A 14,663-nucleotide genomic window follows, 5' to 3' on the forward strand; every position below is an offset into this window, starting at 1 on the left:
TCAGCCGAGCAGATCCTCGATCTCGGCCAGGTCGTTGCCGGCGAGGTCGAGGTTGCCCAGCGCGGCCACGTTGCCCTCCAGCTGGGCGACGCTGCTCGCGCCGATGATGAGGCTGGTCATGCGCGGGTCGCGCAGCGCCCAGGCCAGGGCGAGCTGGGCGAGCGTCTGCCCGCGCCGCTCGGCCACCGCCGCGAGCCCCCGGACCGTCGCCATCGTCTCGTCGTCGAGGTCGCTCTCGTTGAGGAAGACGCTCGTGCGCACCCGGGAGTCGGCCGGGATGCCCTTGAGGTAACGGTCGGTGAGCAGGCCCTGGGCGAGCGGGCTGTACGCGATGCAGCCGGCGCCGACGCGCTCCAGCGTGTCCAGCAGCCCGTCGCTCTCCGTCCAGCGGTTCACCATCGAGTACGACGGCTGGTTGATCAGCAGCGGCGTGCCCAGGTCGCGCAGGATCTCGGCAGCCCGCTCCGTCTGCTCCGAGTCGTAGTTGGAGATGCCCACGTAGAGCGCCTTGCCGGAGCGGACGATCGCGTCGAGCGCGCCCATCGTCTCCTCCAGCGGAGTGTCCGGGTCGAACCGGTGCGAGTAGAAGATGTCGACGTAGTCCAGCCCGAGGCGGCGCAGCGACTGGTCCAGCGACGAGATCAGGTACTTGCGCGAGCCCCACTCGCCGTACGGGCCGGGCCACATCAGATAACCGGCCTTGCTGGAGATCACCAGCTCGTCCCGGTACGGCTTGAGGTCGGTGGCGAGCAGCCGGCCGAAGTTCTCCTCCGCCGAACCGGGCGGCGGGCCGTAGTTGTTGGCCAGGTCGAAGTGGGTGATGCCCAGGTCGAAGGCGCGGCGGACGATGTCGCGCTGCCGCTCGAAGGGCCGGTCCGGACCGAAGTTGTGCCACAGGCCGAGGGAGATGACGGGCAGCTTCAGCCCGCTCCGGCCGCTGCGCCGGTAGATCATCTCGTGGTAACGGTCGTCGCTGGCGAGGTATGTCACCAGGTCATTCTGTCCGCACCGGAGTGCGCACGCAGCGGCGCGGGTACGTTCGGCCTCATGCGTTACGTGCCGCTCGACACCCCCAAGCCCATTTCCAAGATCGGCCTCGGCACCTGGCAGTTCGGCTCGCGGGAGTGGGGTTACGGCCCCGAGTACGAGCGCCGCGCCGCCGAGATCGTCCGGCGGGCGCTCGACCTGGGCGTCACCCTGTTCGACACCGCCGAGCTGTACGGCTTCGGCCGCAGCGAGCGCATCCTCGGCGCGGCGCTGGGCGACGACCGGGCCAAGGTCGTGGTCGCCAGCAAGATCTTCCCGCTGCTGCCGGTCGCGCCGGTGGTGCAGCAGCGCGCGGTCGCCTCCGCCGCCCGGCTCGGCGTCGACGGCATCGACCTCTATCAGGTGCACCAGGCCAACCCGGTGGTCGCCGACACCACCACCATGCGCGGCATGCGCTCGTTGCAGGACGTCGGGCTGGTCGGCGAGGTCGGCGTCAGCAACTACGGCCTGCGCCGGTGGCGGTTCGCCGAGGCCGCGCTGGGCCGTCGGGTGCTGAGCAACCAGGTCCGCTACAGCATGATCGACCGCGGGCCCGAGGAAGACCTCATCCCGTACGCGGAGCAGGCCGGCCGCATCGTCATCGCGTACTCGCCGTTGGCGCAGGGTTTCCTCTCCGGCCGCTACGACGCCACGAACCCGCCGGCCGGGGCGGTACGCCGGGCAAACCCGTACTTCCTGCCGGAGAACCTGGAACGCGGCACCCAGCTGATCGCCACGCTGCGCGAGGTGGCCGACGCGCACGACGCCACGCCGAGCCAGATCGCGCTCGCGTACGTGCTGCGGCACCCGAACGTGGTGGCCATCCCGGGCGCCTCCGGGGTCGAGCAGATGGAACGCAACGCGGCCGCCGCCGAGATCGACCTCGCCGACGACGAGTACGCCGCACTGGTCGCCGCCGCGCACGCGTTCCGCCCGGTCACCGGCCTGGCCGCGGTACCCCGGATGGTCCGCGCCCGCCTCGGGAAGTGAGCGGCGCTCCGGGTGCGTTCGTGGTCGTGGATACGACGACAGGCGCACCCGGAGCCGGACCGCGCTAGCGTGGGTCGGGTGACCGCTCCCAACCAGGTTTCCCCGGTCCCGCCCGCCGACCTGCCGAGCACGCTCGGCGAGCTGCGCGCGACCGGCCACCAGTACCGCACGGTCAAACAGGAACTCCGAGACAACCTCCTCGCCCGGATGGGCTCCGGCGAGGACCGCTTCCCCGGCATCGTCGGCTACGAGGACACGGTGCTGCCCGAGGTCGAGCGCGCGCTGCTCGCCGGGCACGACATGGTGCTGCTCGGCGAGCGCGGGCAGGGCAAGACCCGGCTGATCCGCTCGCTCGGCGGGCTGCTGGACGAGTGGACCCCGGTGATCCCCGGCTCGGTGCTCAACGAGCACCCGATGCACCCGATCACCCCGGCCTCCCGGGCGCTCGTCGACTCGGCCGGCGACGACCTGCCGATCGGCTGGCTGCACCGCTCGATGCGGTACGGCGAGAAGCTCGCCACACCGGACACCAGCGTCGGCGACCTGATCGGCGACGTCGACCCGATCCGGCTCGCCCAGGGGCGCACGCTCGGCGACCCGGAGACCATCCACTTCGGTCTCGTACCGCGTACCAACCGGGGCGTCTTCGCCGTCAACGAGCTGCCCGACCTGGCCGAACGCATCCAGGTGGCGCTGCTCAACGTGCTGGAGGAACGCGACATCCAGGTCCGCGGCTACCAGCTGCGGCTGCCGCTGGACCTGTTGCTGGTGGCCAGCGCCAACCCGGAGGACTACACCAACCGGGGCCGGATCATCACGCCGCTGAAGGACCGCTTCGGCGCGGAGATCCGTACCCACTACCCGCTGGACCTGGAACTGGAGCTGGCGTTGATCCGGCAGGAGGCCGACCTGGTCGCCGTCGTGCCGGAGCACGTGCTGGAGGTGCTGGCCCGGTTCGCCCGCGACGTGCGGGAGTCCCCGTCGGTGGACCCGCGTTCCGGCGTGTCCGCCCGGTTCGCCATCGCCGCCGCGGAGACGGTGGCCGCCGCCGCGTTGCGCCGTTCGGGTCTGCTGGCGGGTTCGGCCGGTGCCGTCGCCTCGGGTGGTGTCGCCTCGGCTGGTGGTGCCGGGTCGGCGTCCCGTCCGGAGGCGCCGGTGGCCCGGATCGGAGACACCGTGTCGGTCACCTCCACGCTGCGCGGCAAGGTCGAGTTCGAGAGCGGCGAGGAGGGGCGCGAGATCGAGGTGCTCGCCCACCTGCTGCGTACCGCCACCGCCGAGACGTTCCGCGCCCGGCTCGCCGGGCTCGACCTGTCCGGCTTCACCGCGCTGGTCGCCGAGGGCGGTGCCGTCGAGACCGGCGAACTGGTCGCCTCGTCCGAGCTGCTGAGCCAGGTCGGCACCGTACCGGGGCTGGCCAAGGTGCTCGACCGGCTCGGGCTCGGCGACGCGCCCAGCCCGGAGGAGGCAGCCGCCGGCATCGAGTTCGTGCTGGAAGGACTGCACCTGACCCGCCGGCTCGGCAAGGACGTCACCGACTCCGGGCGGACCGTCTACGGGGACCGGAACTGACAATGGCCGGCGGCAACCGCTTCCGGTACGGGCAGTGGCGCGGCGGACCCGACCCGCTCGCCCCGCCGTACGACGTGCGCGCCGCGGTGGACGCGGTCGGCTCGGACGTGCTCGCCGGCGGCAGCCTGCGCGAGTCGCTGCGTGAGCTGCTGCGACGTGGTCCGCAGGGGCAAGGCGGGCTGGACGACCTGGCCGCCCGCGCCCGCCGGCTGCGCCGGGACGCGCTGCGCCGGGGCGACCTGGACGGCGCTGTCACCCGGGCCCGGGCACTGCTCGACCAGGCGCTCGCCGCCGAACGCGACGAGCTGCGCGGCCGCGACGGCGACGACGCCCGGTTCGCCGAGGCCGTGCTCGACAACCTGCCCCGCTCCACCGCCCGCGCGGTGTCGGAGCTTTCCGGGTACGACTGGGCCAGCGCGGAGGCGCGGCAGACGTACCAGCGGATCCTCGACGGGCTGCGCGGCGACGTGCTGGAGCAGCGCTTCGCCGGGCTGCGCGACGCGGCGCGGGCCACCGCCGACCCGGCCGTCCAGCGGCAGCTCGCCGAGATGATGCGCGACCTCAACGACCTGCTCGCCCGGCACGCCCGCTCCGAGGACACCACCGACGCGTTCGCCGAGTTCATGCGCCGCCACGGCGAGTTCTTCCCGGAACGCCCCAAGGACGTCGACGAGCTGATCGACGTGCTGGCCCGGCGCGCGGCCGCCGGTGAGCGGCTGATGCGGTCGCTGTCCGACCGGCAGCGCGAGGAACTGGCCGGGCTGATGCGCCAGTCGCTCGGCGACCGGCTGGCCGGTGAGCTGTCCCAGCTCGACGGCCACCTGCGATCGCTGCGACCGGACCTGAACTGGCAGCGCGGCGAGCGGGTCCGCGGCGACGAGCCGCTCGGCTACGGCGAGGCCACCGGCGCGCTCGACGAGATCGCCGAACTCGACGAGCTGCTGGACTCCCTCGACCAGGACCAGCCCGGCAACACGCTCGACGACGTCGACGTGGAGGCGGTCGCCCGCACGCTGGGCCGGGACGCCGCCGACGACGTACGCCGGTTGCAGGAGCTGGAACGCGAACTGCGCCGCCAGGGCTGGGTCACCCGGGACGCGGAAGGGCTGACGCTCAGCCCGAAGGCGCTGCGCCGGCTCGCCGGCACCGCGCTGCGGCGCGTCTTCGCCGACCTGACGGCCGGCCCACGCGGCCAGCACGACCTCCGCTCGGCCGGCGCGGCCGGCGAGGTGAGCGGTGCGTCCCGCCCCTGGGAGTACGGCGACGAGCAGCCGCTGGACGTGGTGCGCACACTCACCCGGGCGGTACGCCGGGCCGGTCCCGGAGTGCCGGTGCCGCTCGCGGTCGAGGACTTCGAGGTGATGGAGACCGAACGGCGGGCGTCGGCGGCCGTGGTGCTCTGCGTCGACCTGTCGTACTCGATGATCTCGCAGGGGCGCTGGGGTCCGATGAAGCAGACCGCGTTGGCCCTGTCGCACCTGATGGCGACCCGGTTCCCGCAGGACGCGCTGCAGATCGTCGGCTTCGGCCGGGAGGCGATGCCGCTGACCCAGCAGGAGCTGGCGGCGGTGGAGCCGGACATGCAGCAGGGCACCAACCTCCAGCACGCGCTGCGGATCGCCGGCCGGCACCTGCGCCGCCACCCGGGCGCCGAGCCGGTGGTGCTGGTGGTCACCGACGGCGAGCCGACCGCGCACCTCGACCCGGAGGACGGTGAGGCGTACTTCCACTGGCCGCCGCTGCCGGAGACCATCTCGGCGACGATCCGCGAGGTGGACCGGCTGACCCGGTACGGCGCCACGCTCAACCTGTTCATGCTCGGCGACGACCCGGGACTGCGCCGGTTCGTGGACGCGGTGGCACGGCGCTCGGGTGGCCGCATGTTCACCCCTGACCTGGACGACCTGGGCGAGTACGTGGTCTCCGACTACCTACGAGCCCGCCACGGCCGCCGCTGAGTTCGCTCCCGGCACCCCTCTCTCGCCCTGCTCGCTCTCTCGTCCCTGCTCGCTCTCTCGTCCCTGCTCGCTCTCTCGTCCCTGCTCGCTCTCTCGTCCCTGCTCGCTCTCTCGTCCCTGCTCGCTCTCTCGCCCTGCTCGCTCTCTCGCCGATCTTGGAGTTGTGGCGCCCAGGATGCCCGGTTCGCGGCGTTTGCGAGGTGCCACAACTCCAAGATCGACGGCTTGCCCGAGTTCTGGGCGCAGTTCCTGCCGCCCTCTCGGGCGAGAGAGCGCCCGAGCTCTCTCCGCGCTCGCCGATCTTGCACTTCGGTGCCCCGCAAACCGCGCAAACAGGGCACCTGGAGGGCTCGAGCTGCAAGATCGCGCGGGTGCCCCCTCCCGCCCTCGGCCAGCACTGCCCTGGGTGGGTCGATCATGAGGTTGGCGGCGTTTGGTGTCCGGTTTGTCGCCGTTAACTTCATGATCGACGCGGTCGGGCGGCTGCCGTGAGGGTGCGAGGGCGCTTCGTGGTGTGCGAGCTGGCGTCGCGAGTCCGTGTGGGTGGGGTGTCCGGTTCGGGGGTGGTGGGCGGCACTCTGAGGGCGGAATCGTCGGCGGGTGGGTGGCGTTGTAACCGGGTGAGCGACCGAGTACCAGCCGAGCCCCGCAAGAGGCCGCGTTGCCTGCGGGAACAGCCCCGGGCTGTCGGTCGTTGAGTTCGGTTCTGGCGACGTGAGCCGCGGGGAATGATCCCGGCGGGCTGGTCGTTGAACACGGTTCCGACGACGTGAACCCCCGCGCCGTTCCCTCGGGAATGATGCCGGGTGGTGGGTCGTTGGACATGCTTCCGGCGCCGCGACGTGGCACCCCTGCCCCGCGGGCAGCCGAGATCCCCCCAAGACTTTCTTGAGTGCCTGACGGTGCTCGCACCCGCGCCGACCCCCGTCGGCGTGGGCGTCGATCCCCCGAATGGAGCATTTCTGATGAACACGATTCTGCGGAAGAGCATTCTGGGTGTTGCTGGTCTGGCTTTCACCGGTGGTGTGTTCGCCGGTCCGGTCGCCGCTCACGCGGCGGAGACCACCACGCATGTGAAGCCGGTGTCTGTGACGGTGCAGGGTGACACGCTGATCCCGCATGGTGTGCAGGGCGCCCAGTCGCGTATCGATCTGAACGACGAGCAGACCAAGAACGTGAAGGCGATCATCGCGGCGACGAAGAAGGCCGGCATGGACGAGCGTGCCGCGGTCGTGTCGATCGCGACGGCGTTGCAGGAGTCGAAGCTGGAGAACCTCGGCCACCTCGGCGACCGTAACGATCATGACTCGCAGGGCCTGTTCCAGCAGCGTCCGTCCAGTGGGTGGGGCACGGTGGAGCAGATCACCGACCCCGAGTACTCGACTACGGCGTTTCTGAAGGGTCTGAAGCAGGTCGACGGTTGGCAGGACATGCCGCTGACCAAGGCCGCCCAGACCGTCCAGGTGTCCGCTTACCCGGACCACTACGCCCAGTGGGAGCAGCAGGCCGCCGACCTCGTCGCCCAGCACTGGAACAAGTAAGACACACGCGTGAAGGCCGGCACCCCGAACCCGGGGTGCCGGCCTTCTCACGTCTCCGCGACCCGCCCGGGTGAACCAAGAGCGGTAGCCGTGGTGCCGGCGGTAGCGGCGGAGGTTGGATGCGGGACATGGACGAGGTGGACGTCGCGGCACTGCGGCAGGCGTACGACGAACTGCTCGCGGAGATCGACGCGGGCGGGTTCGGGCCGCCGCCGGAGGGTCAGTTGAGCGCCGAGCAGATCGTGGCCCACCTCGCCGCCAACGACGAGCTGATGAGCGAGGCGACCGAGGCGGTGCTGGCGGGCTCGCCGTTCGCCTACTACGACCTGGACACCATTCATCGGCCGCAACTGGACGCGCTGGTCTCCGAGTGCGGAGGGCTGGACGGCCTGGCCGCGTTGTTCCGGGCCACCAGTCAGAAGCTGTGCGCGCTGGCCGAGCGGCTCGGCCCGGCGGCGGAGACGCCGGTGGAGACGGTGCTGCGCGAGGGCTTCGACCTGGACGTGGACGACTCGCTGCCGTGGGGCAGAGCCCTGGACCTGCACATCCGCGTGCACCTGCCGCTGCATCTCACCCAGCTCCGCGCCCTGCGCCGCCAGCCCCACCTCGCCTGACGGTCAGGCCGCCACACCCGCCGATCATGCAGTTGTGGCAGCGGACAACTCCGGCACGCCCGGCCTTCCAGGCGCCACAACGCCAAGATCGACGGCGGCGGGCGGGGGCGGCGGGGGACCGGGGGACGGGCGGCGGAACGTCCGGCGGTACGCGCTCGGAGCCACGCCCACCCGTGCGTGGAAGTGCTGGCGCAGCGCGGCGGTGGTGCCGAAACCCGAGTCCCGGGCGATCCGGTCGATGCTCAGATCCGTCGTCTCCAGCAGCACTCGGGCGTGCTCGGTGCGCTGCTGCAGCAGCCACTGCGCCGGGCTGAGCCCGGTCTCGGAGCGGAAGTGCCGGGTGAACGTGCGGACGCTCATCCGCGCGTGCGCCGCCATCTCGCGCAGCGTCACCGGTTCGTGCAGCCACTGCCGCGCCCACTCGCGGGTGGCGGCGGTGCCGCTGTCCGCGCCGCGGGGCACGGGCCGCTCGATGTACTGGGCCTGCCCACCGTCGCGCCACGGCGGCACCACGCAGCGCCGGGCTGCCCGGTTGGCCACCGCGCTGCCGTGGTCGGTGCGGACGACGTGCAGGCACAGGTCGATGCCGGCGGCCACCCCGGCCGAGGTGAGCACGCGTCCGTCGTCGACGAAGAGCACGTCGGGGTCGAGCCGTACGCCGGGGTGCAGCCGGCGGAAGCGCGGCGCGTACGCCCAGTGGGTGGTGGCCGGACGGCCGTCGAGCAGACCGGCGGCGGCCAGCACGAACGCACCGGTGCAGATGGACATGACGCGCGCGCCCCGGGCGTACGCGGCGCGGAGCGCGTCGGTCACCTCGGCGGCCAGCGTGCCGTCGAGCAGCGGCGAACCGGCGTGGATGCCGGGGACGATCACGGTGTCGGCGCTGTCCAGCAGTTCCAGGCCGTGCTCGGGGAGGACCTGGAATCCGGCGCTGCTGCGTACCGGCTGCCCGCCGGGAGTGCAGGTCGCCACCGCGTACAGCGGGGTGCGGTCGTCGGTGCGGGCGGCGCCGAAGACCTGGGCCGGGGTGCCGAGGTCGAGCGCCACCACCCCGTCGAGGGCGAGGACGGCCACCCGGTGCGGTACGGACATGGCCCGATTATTGCGCACGATGGCTTTCCGGCCACTCGTCGCCGAGGCCACCCCGGTCCGAGACTCGGCTGGTGACCCGATCCCGCCTGCATCCGGCCTGGCTCGTCGCCGCTGTCGCCTTCGTCGCGCTCGTCGGCGCCGCCGGCTTCCGGGCCACCCCCGGCGTGCTGCTGCACCCGCTGCACGCCGAGTTCGGCTGGCCGCTGGCGACCATCTCCGCCGCCGTCTCGGTCAACCTGCTGCTGTACGGCCTCACCGCGCCGTTCGCCGCCGCGCTGATGGACCGGTTCGGCATCCGCCGGGTGGTGGCCGGCGCGCTGCTGCTGGTGGCCGCCGGTAGCGGCCTGACCGTGGGGATGACCGAGAGCTGGCAGCTCATGCTGTGCTGGGGCGTACTCGTCGGGCTGGGCACCGGCTCGATGGCCCTGGCGTTCGTGGCGACGGTGACCGGGCGCTGGTTCGTCGAGCGCCGTGGCCTGGTGACAGGAGTGCTCACCGCGGGCGGCGCGGCCGGGCAGCTCGTCTTCCTCCCGCTGCTCGCGGTGCTGGTGCGCGACCACGGCTGGCGCACGGCGGCACTCGTCGTCGCCGGGGCCGCGCTGGCGGTCGTACCCCTTGTGGTGTGGTTGTTGCGGGAGTACCCGGCGGACCTGGGGCGGCCCGCTTATGGCGCGACCGAGGTCGTGCCGCCGGCCCGGCCGGAGGGCGGCGCGGCGGGGCGGGCGGTCGGCGCGCTCGCCGCCGCCGCGCGGACGCGGCCGTTCTGGTTGCTCGCCGGCGGTTTCGCGATCTGCGGGGCGACCACCAACGGCCTGGTGGGTACGCACTTCGTGCCCGCCGCGCACGACCACGGCATGCCGGAGACCACAGCCGCCGGCCTGCTCGCCGTGGTCGGGCTCTTCGACATCGCCGGCGCGATCGCCTCCGGCTGGCTCACCGACCGGGTCGACGCCCGGCTGCTGCTCGGCGCCTACTACGCGTTGCGCGGGGCGTCGCTGCTGGTGCTGCCGAGTCTGTTCGGCGGTACGGCCGAGCCGAGCATGCTCGTCTTCATCGTCTTCTACGGGCTGGACTGGGTGGCCACCGTCCCGCCGACCGTGGCGCTGTGCCGGGAGTGGTTCGGCGCGTCCGGCGCCGTGGTGTTCGGCTGGGTGTTCGCCGCGCACCAGTTCGGCGCCGCGCTGGCGGCCACCGGCGCCGGTCTGGTCCGGGACCGGCTCGGTGACTACGCGCTGGCCTGGTACGTGGCCGGCGCGCTGTCGATCGGCGCGGCCGGGCTGTCACTGCTGCTGCGCCGCCGTGCCGCCGGCGAGCGCGCGTTCACGCTGCCGGTGGCCGCGGGCAGGCGGGCCTGGAGCTACCGGGGCTGACTGGTCAGCGCTACCGGGGCTGAGCGGTCAGCCGGCTGCCCACTGCTGCTCGGGAGCGCCGCTGCACGGCGCCTGCTCCAGCTCGCGCCCCGGCTCGGTGCCCGCGTCGTCGACCTGCGCGCACTTGCCGCTGTGCACGGCGACCAGCAGCGCCGCACCGTTCCCGGCCGACTGGAACCGCCACTGCTGGTTGGCCTGCCCGTTGCAGGACCACTGCTGCACGTCCGCGCCGTCGTCGGTCTTCGCCTCGTTGACGTCCAGGCACTTGCTGCTGGCCGCGTTCACGAGCAGGTAGGTGTCGTTGGCGACCGGCGTGACCACCCACTGCTGCTCCGGCCCGCCGGTGCAGTCGGCGAGCGCGGCCTGTGCGCCCTCGGCCTCGTCGCCGGTGACGCCGAGGCAGCGCCCGGACGGCACGCCCCGGATCACCTTCGGCGTCGCCACCGGCGCGGCGGGTGTGCTCGGCGCCGCGCTCGGCGAGGGCGACGACGACGGCGTGGGCTCCGCCGTCGGTTCCGCGCTCGGCTCGCTCGGTTGCGCTGTGGGCACCGCGGCCGCCGGCACCACGGGCCGGTCGCCACCGCCGCCGAGCACGCCGGTGGCGAAGAAGGCCCCGAGGAGCACGCCCGCCACGCCGACGCCCAGCGCGACCCGCATCAGCGGATCCTGGGGCAGCCGGACGCCACGGGGGCGGCGCGCGCCGCGGGCGCCGTAGACGGTGCCGGACGGGTCGGAGTGCGGGTCGGCCATGGGGGCATCCTGACCCACCGGGGCCGCCGGGTGCCAGTCGCCCCGGCGGCACGGTGACTCAGTCGACGACCCGGACGTCCTTCCAGAACGCCACCCGGTCGCGGACCATCTCCGCCTCCGGCTTGGGGTCCGGGTAGTACCAGACGGCGTCCGGGCTGGTGGCGCCGCCGTGTTCGAGCGTGTAGTAGGAGGCCGTGCCCTTCCACGGGCAGACCGTGTGGGTGTCGGAGGAGCGGATCAGGTCGTCGCGCAGCGCGGTACGGGGGAAGTAGTGGTTGCCCTCGACCACCACTGTGTCGTCGCTCTCGGCGACGACGAGGTCGTTCCAGACGGCTTTCGGCATGTCCTCCACGCTATGCCGGTGGTCGCGTACCGGCCACCGCTGCGCGCGTCGGCTCCTCGTCGGTCACGTCGGCCACTGTCGCGCCGAGCGCGGCCAGCACGGTGTCCGCCTCGACCGCGACGGCGAGGCCGTGCTCGCCCGCGCCGAGCGTGATCTCCCGGCCGCGCAGCCGCTCGTCGGCGACCACCGGCCAGGCGGTGGTGGAGCCGAACGGTGTGATGGTGCCGCGCGCGTACCCGGTGGCGGCCTTCGCCGCCTCGGCGTCGGGCATCGACAGCCGGCTCACCCCGAGCAGGGCGCGCAGCTTCGGCCAGGAGATCACCCGGCCGCCGGGAGTGAGCACGAACAGCAGGTCGCCCTCGCCGCGGCGGACCACGATCGTCTTGACCACGTCGGGCACCTCGACGCCGCGCGCCGCGGCCGCCTCGGCGAGGCTCGCGACCGGACCGTGGCGGATCACCCGGTACGGCAGGCCGGCGTGGTCGAGAGCGGTCAGCGCGGGATTCGCCATGGCGGTCACGGTAACGCGCGCGTCGACCCCGAGCCGGCGAGGCCACCGTGGACGTCCCACGAATTGTCGTACCCGCGCGTAAGGTGATCTCATGCACGCTGTCCGTGATCATGAACGGGCGGTGGACACGCTGCGGCGCTCCTACGCCGCGGTGCCCGCCGGGGAACCCGTACGGCTGGCCAAGCAGACCTCGAACCTGTTCCGGCCCCGCTCCGCGCCGCGTACGCCAGGGCTGGACGTGAGCGGCCTGACCGGGGTGCTCGCCGTGGACCCGGCGGCCCGCACCGCCGACGTGCAGGGCATGTGCACCTACGAGGATCTGGTCGACGCAACGCTGCCGCACGGCCTGATGCCGCTCGTCGTGCCGCAGTTGCGCACCATCACGCTGGGCGGCGCGGTGACCGGGCTGGGCATCGAGTCCACCTCCTTCCGCAACGGCCTGCCGCACGAGTCGGTGCTGGAGATGGACCTGCTCACCGGCGCGGGTGAGATCGTCACGACCCGGCCGCGCGGCGAGCACGCCGACCTGCACCGCGCCTTCCCGAACTCGCTCGGCAGCCTCGGCTACGCCACCCGGCTGCGCATCGAGCTGCAGCCGATCCGCCGGTACGTGTCGCTGCGCAACATCCGGTTCACCCGCCTGGAGGAACTGGTCGACGCGGTCGGCGAGGTGGTCGCCAAGGGTGCCTGGGGCGGTGAGCCGGTCGACGCCATGGACGGGGTGGTGTTCAGCCCCGGCGAGGCGTACCTCGTGCTGGGCACGTTCACCGACGAGGCCGAGGGCCGCCCGTCCGACTACACCGGCCAGGAGATCTACTACCGCTCGCTGCGCCGGCGCACCCGGGACACGCTCACCGCGTACGACTATCTCTGGCGGTGGGACACCGACTGGTTCTGGTGTTCGGCGGCGTTCGGGGCGCAGCACCCGGTGGTGCGGCGGCTGTGGCCGCGGCGCTACCGGCGCAGCGACGTCTACCACCGGATCGTGCGGCTGGAGCACCGGCACCAGGTGGCCGCCCGCGTCGACAGGTGGCGGGGCCGCCCGGCGCGCGAGCGCGTGGTGCAGGACGTGGAGATCCCGCTGGACCGCACGCCCGAGTTCCTGCGCTGGTTCGCGGCGAACGTGGGGATGACTCCGGTGTGGCTGTGCCCGCTGCGGCTGCGGGAGCCGTCCGGCCCCGGGTCGGCGAAGGCGTGGCCGCTATATCCGCTCCGACCGGGCGAAACCTATGTGAACATCGGCTTCTGGGGAAGCGTGCCCATCGCGGAGGGCGCCGCCGACGGCGACGTCAACCGGCAGATCGAGCGCATGGTGTCGGAGATGGGCGGCCACAAGTCGCTCTACTCCGACGCGTACTACGACCGGGCGGCGTTCGACCGGCTCTACGGCGGGGACACCTGGCGCGCCGTGAAGGACCGCTACGACCCGGACCACCGGCTCACCGGACTGTACGAGAAGGCGGTATCCCGAGCATGAGTCTGACCGACCGAACACCCGGGGCGGCGAGCGCCCCGGCCGGCCCGCCGGCGGGCGGCCGGCGTACCGGACCCACAGTCGCGGACGTGGTCCGCGCGGTCACCACCGGCGACCTGCCCGTCCGGGTCACCGGCTACGACGGCAGCACGCTGGGCCCGGCCGACGCCGGGATCACCCTGGCGATCCGCACCGAGCGGGGCCTGTCCTACCTGCTCACTGCGCCGGGCGACCTGGGCATGGCCCGGGCCTACGTCAGCGGCGACCTGGCGCTGGAGGGGGTGCACCCGGGCGACCCGTACGAGGCGCTGCGGGTGATCAAGGACGAGGTGTCGCTGCGGATGCCGGCGGTGGCCGAGGCGCTCGCGCTGGTTCGAGGGCTGGGCTGGGAACGGCTGCGCCCGCCGCCGCCCCCGCCGCAGGAGGCGGCGCCGCGCTGGCGGCGGCTGATGACCGGCCTGCGTCACTCGCGTACCCGCGACAGCAGCGTGATCTCCCACCACTACGACGTGTCGAACGCCTTCTACGAGAAGGTGCTCGGGCCGTCCATGACGTACACCTGCGCGGTCTTCCGGAGCCCTGGCGACACGCTGGAGGAGGCGCAGCGGGCCAAGTACGACCTGGTCGCCGGCAAGCTGGCGCTCAAGCCGGGGATGCGGCTGCTCGACGTCGGCTGCGGTTGGGGCGGGATGGTCCGGCACGCGGCCCGCGAGTACGGCGTCAAGGCGCTCGGTGTGACGCTGTCGAAGGCGCAGGCCGACTGGGCGCGCGCAGCGATCGAGCGGGAGGGGCTGACCGAGCTGGCGGAGGTGCGTCACCTGGACTACCGGGACGCGCCGCGCGAGCAGTTCGACGCGATCTCCTCGATCGGGCTGACCGAGCACATCGGGGTGCGCAACTACCCGGCCTACTTCGGCGCGCTGCGCTCCCGGCTCAAGCCGGGCGGGCGGCTGCTCAACCACTGCATCACCCGGGCCGACAACCGCGCGCCGCACCGTTCCGGCGCGTTCATCGACAGGTACGTCTTCCCGGACGGCGAGCTGGCCGGTCCGGGCCGGCTGATCAGCGAGATCCACGACGCCGGGTTCGAGGTGCACCACGAGGAGAACCTGCGCCAGCACTACGCGCTGACGCTCGCCGGTTGGTGCCGCAACCTGGTCGAGCACTGGGACTTCTGCGTCGGCGAGGTCGGGCCGGGCACCGCGAAGGTGTGGGGGCTCTACATGGCCGGCTCCCGGCTGGCGTTCGAGCGCAACGGCATCCAGTTGCACCACGTGCTCGCCACGCACAACGGCCCGGAAGGTGTGAACGGGTACCCGCTGCGTCCGGACTGGACGCCCTGACGCGACGTACCGACGAAAGGCCGCGCGGACCGCGCGGCCTTTCGTCGAAGCCATTGACAAAGAAGTTTTGTACGTACAA

13 protein-coding genes are annotated in these 14,663 nt (G+C 72.8%); 8 read left to right on the plus strand and 5 right to left on the minus strand.

Features of this window, described 5'->3' with window-relative positions; translation table 11 throughout:
* Entirely contained in the window at nt 1-990 is a 990-nt protein-coding gene (mgrA, locus tag GA0070562_RS09625) for an L-glyceraldehyde 3-phosphate reductase (protein WP_091418836.1), read from the minus strand.
* A gap of 57 nt (nt 991-1,047) precedes the next feature.
* Between mgrA and GA0070562_RS09630 the strand changes: the two genes are divergently transcribed.
* The 5 genes from GA0070562_RS09630 (at nt 1,048) to GA0070562_RS09650 (ending at nt 7,701) form a co-directional block, all read left to right on the plus strand.
* Entirely contained in the window at nt 1,048-2,016 is a 969-nt protein-coding gene (locus GA0070562_RS09630; protein ID WP_091418838.1) for an aldo/keto reductase, read from the plus strand.
* Between the two features lie 69 nt (nt 2,017-2,085).
* Complete coding sequence (locus GA0070562_RS09635) at nt 2,086-3,588, plus strand: magnesium chelatase ATPase subunit I (protein WP_091418840.1); 1,503 nt, start codon at nt 2,086-2,088, stop codon at nt 3,586-3,588.
* 2 nt (nt 3,589-3,590) lie between these two features.
* Nucleotides 3,591-5,546 carry a VWA domain-containing protein gene (locus tag GA0070562_RS09640; RefSeq protein WP_091418842.1) on the plus strand — a complete coding sequence of 652 codons (1,956 nt, stop codon included), beginning with the start codon at nt 3,591-3,593 and terminating at the stop codon, nt 5,544-5,546.
* Between the two features lie 965 nt (nt 5,547-6,511).
* Nucleotides 6,512-7,087, plus strand: a complete 576-nt coding sequence (locus GA0070562_RS09645) for a hypothetical protein (protein ID WP_091418844.1) — start codon at nt 6,512-6,514, stop codon at nt 7,085-7,087.
* 137 nt (nt 7,088-7,224) lie between these two features.
* Entirely contained in the window at nt 7,225-7,701 is a 477-nt protein-coding gene (locus GA0070562_RS09650; RefSeq protein WP_175438713.1) for a hypothetical protein, read from the plus strand.
* 24 nt (nt 7,702-7,725) lie between these two features.
* On the opposite strand, the gene GA0070562_RS09655 is transcribed toward GA0070562_RS09650, so the two are convergent.
* A complete protein-coding gene (locus GA0070562_RS09655; RefSeq protein WP_175438688.1) occupies nt 7,726-8,793 on the minus strand; it encodes a GlxA family transcriptional regulator in 1,068 nt (355 codons plus the stop codon).
* 71 nt (nt 8,794-8,864) lie between these two features.
* Between GA0070562_RS09655 and GA0070562_RS09660 the strand changes: the two genes are divergently transcribed.
* Nucleotides 8,865-10,163: an MFS transporter gene (locus GA0070562_RS09660; protein WP_091418850.1), complete on the plus strand. Its 1,299-nt coding sequence runs from the start codon at nt 8,865-8,867 to the stop codon at nt 10,161-10,163.
* Nucleotides 10,164-10,190: 27 nt separating this feature from the next.
* Here the strand turns inward: GA0070562_RS09660 and GA0070562_RS09665 are convergent, their stop codons facing one another.
* The 3 genes from GA0070562_RS09665 to GA0070562_RS09675 are packed head-to-tail and all read right to left on the minus strand — an operon-like array spanning nt 10,191 to nt 11,767.
* Nucleotides 10,191-10,913, minus strand: a complete 723-nt coding sequence (locus tag GA0070562_RS09665; protein WP_091418853.1) for an RICIN domain-containing protein — start codon at nt 10,911-10,913, stop codon at nt 10,191-10,193.
* A 58-nt stretch (nt 10,914-10,971) separates the two neighbouring features.
* Nucleotides 10,972-11,256 (minus strand): DUF427 domain-containing protein, encoded by a 285-nt coding sequence (locus GA0070562_RS09670; RefSeq protein WP_091420180.1) that lies wholly within the window; start codon nt 11,254-11,256, stop codon nt 10,972-10,974.
* Between the two features lie 10 nt (nt 11,257-11,266).
* Nucleotides 11,267-11,767 carry an aminoacyl-tRNA deacylase gene (locus GA0070562_RS09675; protein ID WP_091420183.1) on the minus strand — a complete coding sequence of 167 codons (501 nt, stop codon included), beginning with the start codon at nt 11,765-11,767 and terminating at the stop codon, nt 11,267-11,269.
* Between the two features lie 91 nt (nt 11,768-11,858).
* Between GA0070562_RS09675 and GA0070562_RS09680 the strand changes: the two genes are divergently transcribed.
* A complete protein-coding gene (locus GA0070562_RS09680; RefSeq protein ID WP_091418854.1) occupies nt 11,859-13,244 on the plus strand; it encodes an FAD-binding oxidoreductase in 1,386 nt (461 codons plus the stop codon).
* Entirely contained in the window at nt 13,241-14,584 is a 1,344-nt protein-coding gene (locus GA0070562_RS09685) for a class I SAM-dependent methyltransferase (RefSeq protein ID WP_091418856.1), read from the plus strand. Before GA0070562_RS09680 ends, GA0070562_RS09685 begins: the two co-directional genes overlap by 4 nt.
* The last annotated feature ends 79 nt before the right edge of the window (nt 14,585-14,663 follow it).

The sequence above is a fragment of the Micromonospora tulbaghiae genome, from assembly GCF_900091605.1.
In the GTDB taxonomy this organism is placed as follows: Bacteria; Actinomycetota; Actinomycetes; order Mycobacteriales; family Micromonosporaceae; genus Micromonospora; species Micromonospora tulbaghiae.

What these genes read in the sequence shown, in the direction of transcription:
- GA0070562_RS09630 (WP_091418838.1), top strand. Translation starts at nt 1,048, where the DNA reads ATGCGTTACGTGCCGCTCGACACCCCCAAGCCCATTTCCAAGATCGGC.
- GA0070562_RS09670 (WP_091420180.1), bottom strand. Translation starts at nt 11,256, where the DNA reads ATGCCGAAAGCCGTCTGGAACGACCTCGTCGTCGCCGAGAGCGACGAC.
- GA0070562_RS09675 (WP_091420183.1), bottom strand. Translation starts at nt 11,767, where the DNA reads ATGGCGAATCCCGCGCTGACCGCTCTCGACCACGCCGGCCTGCCGTAC.
- GA0070562_RS09665 (WP_091418853.1), bottom strand. Translation starts at nt 10,913, where the DNA reads ATGGCCGACCCGCACTCCGACCCGTCCGGCACCGTCTACGGCGCCCGC.
- GA0070562_RS09645 (WP_091418844.1), top strand. Translation starts at nt 6,512, where the DNA reads ATGAACACGATTCTGCGGAAGAGCATTCTGGGTGTTGCTGGTCTGGCT.
- GA0070562_RS09655 (WP_175438688.1), bottom strand. Translation starts at nt 8,793, where the DNA reads ATGTCCGTACCGCACCGGGTGGCCGTCCTCGCCCTCGACGGGGTGGTG.
- GA0070562_RS09680 (WP_091418854.1), top strand. Translation starts at nt 11,859, where the DNA reads ATGCACGCTGTCCGTGATCATGAACGGGCGGTGGACACGCTGCGGCGC.
- GA0070562_RS09685 (WP_091418856.1), top strand. Translation starts at nt 13,241, where the DNA reads ATGAGTCTGACCGACCGAACACCCGGGGCGGCGAGCGCCCCGGCCGGC.
- GA0070562_RS09640 (WP_091418842.1), top strand. Translation starts at nt 3,591, where the DNA reads ATGGCCGGCGGCAACCGCTTCCGGTACGGGCAGTGGCGCGGCGGACCC.